This window comes from Cyanobium sp. BA20m-p-22, assembly GCF_024346275.1.
Classification (GTDB): Bacteria; Cyanobacteriota; Cyanobacteriia; order PCC-6307; family Cyanobiaceae; genus Cyanobium_A.
The window spans coordinates 1-5,260 of record NZ_JAGQCQ010000273.1; the positions used below are offsets into that span (position 1 = coordinate 1).

At 53.0% G+C, this 5,260-nt stretch carries 4 protein-coding genes; 1 reads left to right on the plus strand and 3 read right to left on the minus strand.

Annotated elements, in window-relative coordinates; translation table 11 throughout:
- Positions 1-555: 555 nt before the first annotated feature.
- Both KBZ15_RS17935 and KBZ15_RS17940 read right to left on the minus strand, forming a co-directional pair.
- A complete protein-coding gene (locus KBZ15_RS17935; protein WP_255016584.1) occupies positions 556-879 on the minus strand; it encodes a hypothetical protein in 324 nt (107 codons plus the stop codon).
- The gene (locus tag KBZ15_RS17940) at positions 876-1,655 is read right to left on the minus strand and encodes a hypothetical protein (protein ID WP_255016585.1); all 780 of its coding nucleotides are present in this window, start codon (positions 1,653-1,655) and stop codon (positions 876-878) included. The genes KBZ15_RS17935 and KBZ15_RS17940 overlap by 4 nt, the downstream gene beginning before the upstream one ends.
- Positions 1,656-3,222: 1,567 nt before the next feature.
- Between KBZ15_RS17940 and KBZ15_RS17945 the strand changes: the two genes are divergently transcribed.
- The gene (locus tag KBZ15_RS17945; RefSeq protein ID WP_255016587.1) at positions 3,223-4,128 is read left to right on the plus strand and encodes a hypothetical protein; all 906 of its coding nucleotides are present in this window, start codon (positions 3,223-3,225) and stop codon (positions 4,126-4,128) included.
- Between the two features lie 206 nt (positions 4,129-4,334).
- Here the strand turns inward: KBZ15_RS17945 and KBZ15_RS17950 are convergent, their stop codons facing one another.
- Positions 4,335-4,886 (minus strand): hypothetical protein, encoded by a 552-nt coding sequence (locus KBZ15_RS17950; protein WP_255016588.1) that lies wholly within the window; start codon positions 4,884-4,886, stop codon positions 4,335-4,337.
- Positions 4,887-5,260: the final 374 nt, after the last annotated feature.

The following is a 5,260-nucleotide window of genomic DNA, read 5'->3' on the forward strand; positions in this document are numbered from 1 at the left end:
GATGGTCAATCGCAAGCCTGCAAACAATGGGTGGATCAAGTGGGTACGCCCCGCTGCAGGCTCCCCGGACGAGCAGCTGGTGATCGACCGTTGCGCTGCCTCATCGCAGGCGCCACCCAGGTAGGGCACCAAGGCCACTTGGTGCCGGACCCGAGGCAGCAATCAGCCCAGCATCCGGATCCAGACCCACCACAGCAAAGCGACCGGCACCATCGCCAGACAAAGCACAGCAAGGCCCTGAAGCTGTTGTGAGTTCATTGGCCCCACTTTGTGCGAGCAGCGCGCAAGACCACCACAAGCTGCTGGCGGCGTGGCTCAGGGCCGAGGGGGCGGCTGGGCTCGTTCAACGCCAGCTGCCGAGCCCCGGCCAATCCAACCCCGCTGCTGTTTTTGATAGAAATTTGTGAAGACCCATACGCTTCTTCGTTGGTTCTGTTTACCCCACCCCCTGCCGGGGGCCCCGCTGAAGATTGCCGGCGAGCGGGGGAACGGCTGACTGTTGCTGTGACAGTGGGCGACAATTAATTGGTTTATAGTTTTTTGACTATAGGGCTCTTATTTACAACGACTAAGCGCTTCTGCTTGCTTTGGATTAGCCTGAGCCCAAAGCTTCAAAGAAGGGTTGGCTTCTAGGTAGGCGTTCCAGCCACCAGCGACAGAGGCGAGACGAGACTGCAATGAAACTCCAATCTTTTGAGAAAACTCTAGCAACGCCAAAGCCTCATCTTTTATGTTGTTGCCTTCAATTGATACTGAGCCCCTTGTTGAGCCGAAGGGGCACCAAGGTTTAGCAGTGTCTTTTTCAGAGAGCTGACGATATTTCTTTTCTAGCAAAGCGATTCTTTCGTCCAATCTTTTCTTGATATCTGCTTCGCTCATAGCGCTACCAGGCTTTTGCCGGAGGCAGCCTCAAGAAAACCTCTTACATTGGAGGTTTCGTCGTAATTGGCCGAAGTCAAGACCTGCGATTTGGTGGCACCATCTATATCTCTATATACCATCAAAGTTTTGTACTGCTCATCTAGTTTATTTCCCGCACCTATATCCGCACCCAGCAGGGCGCCTGGCAAGCCGAATAGAAAGCCGCCTAGAACAGCGCCCTGCGCTGCGCCCGTAGAGCTAGATTTAGGTTCTCTTGAATCGCTCATGTCCCAGGCAATTAGCTGAAAACCATAAACTTTAGATTTTGTTTCTCCCGTTACAATTTCAATCCTTGAGTCATCCACTGCCTTGATGGTGCTGTATTTTGAAAAAAAACCACTCTGATCCGATAGTAGGCCTGATGCTGCAAAGGGGTAAATGGCATCATCACGGCATGACACAGTCCAGGTCAGCTTTAGCCTCGACGGAAAACCAAGATCTTTACATCGCTTCTCTTGCGCATCAGTTGGACGAGAGAAATAACAAAAACATGGTGGGCGCTGCTGAGCGCCAGCATCTACAGCAATAAGTTGAACACCGAGCCCAAATGCCGACAGTAGACCTCTCACGTTTCTCATAGAGTATCGGAAGATCCATACACCTGGATAGATTAGCTTGATTCGTGTGATTAAGGTATGGCCTGTCTGCCAGAGGGCATTGCTGCCCATGGATTCCGTCAAGGCTATAAGAGCACTGCTCCCCTGGCCGGCGCCGATGAACTCGTGGGTGAGCATCCGCTGGGGGATCAGACGGGCTCAAAGATGCCCATGGTGTACAGCCAATGTCTGCCAGAGCTGCTCGAGCGGAACGCCAGCAAGATCCACCAGTTGATCCGGGGCTGGATCTCAGCCGAGGCACCGCTAAATTAAATACATAGACTCACCTTTTTAATGATGACTCTGCAAACCGTACCCATCTTCTTAGCGCTACTTGCATTTGGAGCAGTTTCGTATGCACTTATTCACTCTCACAATGTCACAGTTCAGGCCAAGAACGCCGGCAGCCTGGGAGGGGCTACAGATAACAACTCAAAATATTTCTGGTTCTATATCCTCTGGTGCTTTGTGGGGGCAAGGTTTTTCAGCTCATTGATTGACCCTCGCTAGGAGCGGCTCCGCTAGGTCGGTGTTTCAAGCTGCTACTCAATTTCACCATCATCAGCTCAGCTCCTTGGTGCATGACGGTGGCGCGACTCAGAGCTCAACGATGGGTCCTGGCCAGAAAACCAGACCAAATCAACCCAGAAGTGTCAGAGGAGAGCAGTCACAATATTTCTAGGGGATAATGACGCCTAAGCGCCACTGAAAGTTGCCCGACAATACCCTTACCCCTGACTGCCTCCACAAGATCGGAGGAGCCCAGCTCTTCATGTCCCCCACATGGACACCAGACCAGAAAGGGGTAAGAGTCCAGATTGTTGAAGTCTTCTCGCTTGAGCTGGCCACTGGCTACGTCAATGACCCAGAAGGACGGCTCCTCCTCAGCTCCGAACCCTCGGTAAGCGCTGGGAGGACTTGGTCACTGGCTAAGGCGTGTCAACTTGTCAGGAACGACAGACGACCCCATCGGTGGGTGGTTCTTCACCGGCATAAGAAGGCGTGGGGCTTGTTTTGGGTTGGTGGTGGCCTGAATCAATGCCGAGAGGATCTAACCAGGCAAATGGGGGCAGAAGCAGCGACAAGCGCGATAGTGCCCGCCACTCCGGAAGCCCTGCTGCAACTTATCCTGAGCCTTGAAGAGCCAGAGGGTGAGGCTGTCCTCAGCAGTAAGTCCAGGAAGCAGAAGAAGACAGGTGATGAAGAGCTGTCGCCTGATCGTGGTCAAGCCGCCTTCCCGTGGAGAGTGGTTGCCCTGACTTCTGCTGCCTGGTTGACTGCCCTTGTTCTGCTTAGTGTCTCACTCACAAGCCAAATACAGAGGCAAGATCAGCGGCATCAACAGCTCATTGATCGGCTTGGAGCGAAATAAACCAATCACAATGGAATCTCTCAAGATGGACCTAGTACCACTTTTCAGCCAGGGAAAGAAGATTCAAGATGAACGGTTATCACTAGCAAAGAAGTATGGTAACCATTCAAAAAGGGATTGAACTCTTCCCTGAGGGAAACGTCCTGCCCCAAGGCGAAGGAAACTGGATTCCTCAAATTGAACATGGCCAAGAGTGGGATGCTCGAATGGGTAAGTGGGTCGAGTAATAATCAGTCGTTGCCATCAGCAGTCACTTCCCTGATCAGCCTCTCTTGAGGCGTAGCCCCTAGTTCCTTCCCTTTCTCAACCTCGCTTAGAGCGGCTCTTTACATGATGTCTCTAGGAGCTCGTTTCATTGCCGCCCTGATCGGAGTTGGTGCCTTCTGCGGCAGTCCGGCTGTCGCCCAGGTCCTGAAGATGGACTATCAGAACAACCGCATGAGCGGTTCGTTACGCAGTGGCGCCGTGGAGGTCAACGCGCAGCAGCAGCGGCTGATCAACGAGTCCGGATCAAATGTGCTCCAGCCGGTGGCTGTCGTTCGTGTGAATGGCACCGAGGTCGGCCGGCTCGTTGGTGCCGAGAAATGGGGTGGGAGTCCAGCTGCGGTGGTTCAGATCGCAGAGATGGATCCGGAGAACCCCTACCCCGAAGTTCTGCTCTCTTCCTTCACTGGAGGGGCTCACTGCTGCAATCAGATCCAGGTGCTTACCAGCGATCGCAGCGGGCAGACCTGGCGAGAGGTGACACTCGGGCCTTTCGACGGGGGCGATTCACCGGCAGAGGACCCTTTGCAAAATGGGCGCTTCCTGATCGTGGACGTCGACAACCGGTTCCTCTATCGCTTTGCCTGCTACGCCTGCAGCACCGCGCCTACCCGCATCTGGCAGCTGCAGGGTGATGCCTTTGCGGATGTGTCCCATCGGCCTGAGTTCAAACCGCTCCATCGCCGCAACCTGGAGCGCATGGCCGAATGGTTCAAACAGAAAAACCCTGAATATCCCAATGGGTTTCTGGCCGGTTACGTCGCCAACAAGGCGCTGGTGGGCGAGCTGTATGACGGCTGGGATCGCATGACTCAGCGCTACGACTCCTCAGACGATGGGCTTAAAGAATGCAAGGGTGACATCGATGACAACGGCAGATGTCTGGGCCGGGAAATTGTCTACAGCTCCTTCCCGGAAGCTTTACGGGCCTTTTTGATCGACACTGGTTACATTAAGCCAACTGGTGAACAGTAAATTTCCAGATAACAGGCTCATGTCGTCCCGACGCCGAGCCTGGCGGAGGAGGTCGCAGCGGGCTTATCGCGGCCTTAGAGCTTGCTAAAGAGTTAATTCAGGCAATGATCATGAAATCTATTAATTCATGATGCGTAAACCACTTTTGCTGTCGGGTGCATCCGCCCTTATGGCGACAGGATTCAAACCTGCGACCTAGCGCCCCGTCAATCTAGGTTGTTAACCTCACTCCATAACACTAGTCCCGTTTTTTTGCTTACTTTACATTGGGCAAAACCGGGGGTTATTGCGTTGAAAGAATTTCTGGCTCTAAATGGGAATTTGACAACCCACTCGCTGCTGTTCTGCGCATTTGTGCCGCTTTCTACGTCACCCCAGCCAATGTTCATTGAACCAGGATCTTTCAAGCTTTCCTTAGCAGTCCGTCGACACTTGATCTCAGCTTCATCCTTAGAGTAAGTCACTGTAGCTAAGTCAGTCGATCTGAGGCTTTTCTCGGGAACTTGCTCCTGCGCTGCCTGTTGCTGATTACCAGATTGAATCATTGACACCACAACAGCGACAACAAGTACTCCTCCCAGCCCGAATGCAACCTTCTTGCTTGTTTTTGGATACATAGCCCAAGTTGTCACAATTGCTATGGGCCATAGTGGTGGGATGAACCATGTCAATAAATCCACTGTGCTAACACAGCCTTTTTTTATCGCTAGAGAATTCCGGACTGAATTGGATTTTTTCGTCTGATTTCTCTGCTTCATGCTCTTTGTCGTTAGGCATTATCGTTTGTGCATAGGCATCAGGACAGTATCCTCAAACGCAACAGCCCTGCCTGCTTGTGTAATTAAAACGTGAATTTGTCCCCGGAGCTTTGCTTCAAGAGCTCTGCCTTCGAGCTGATTTCCTGCCGGCGCCCTGGCCGCCCCACCTTTCGTCCAGCGCTGATGAGGTCACGCAGTGGGGCGGAAAGGGACTCGCTGCCCTTCATGCGAGTCAGGGACCCTTTGCTGCAGCAATCTTTGCGTAGCCGATGTTGCGCATAATTACGCTATACAGCTAGTGGAGGATTGCTCCGCGAATGTGGGGTCTGGCAAAGGCCTCGAAGGGAGTTTGGGTCTGGGCGTCAAAGAGTTCG

Coding starts and splice junctions, on each gene's coding strand:
- KBZ15_RS17935 (WP_255016584.1), bottom strand. CDS start 879: ATGAGCGAAGCAGATATCAAGAAAAGATTGGACGAAAGAATCGCTTTG.
- KBZ15_RS17940 (WP_255016585.1), bottom strand. CDS start 1,655: ATGCTCACCCACGAGTTCATCGGCGCCGGCCAGGGGAGCAGTGCTCTT.
- KBZ15_RS17945 (WP_255016587.1), top strand. CDS start 3,223: ATGTCTCTAGGAGCTCGTTTCATTGCCGCCCTGATCGGAGTTGGTGCC.
- KBZ15_RS17950 (WP_255016588.1), bottom strand. CDS start 4,886: ATGAAGCAGAGAAATCAGACGAAAAAATCCAATTCAGTCCGGAATTCT.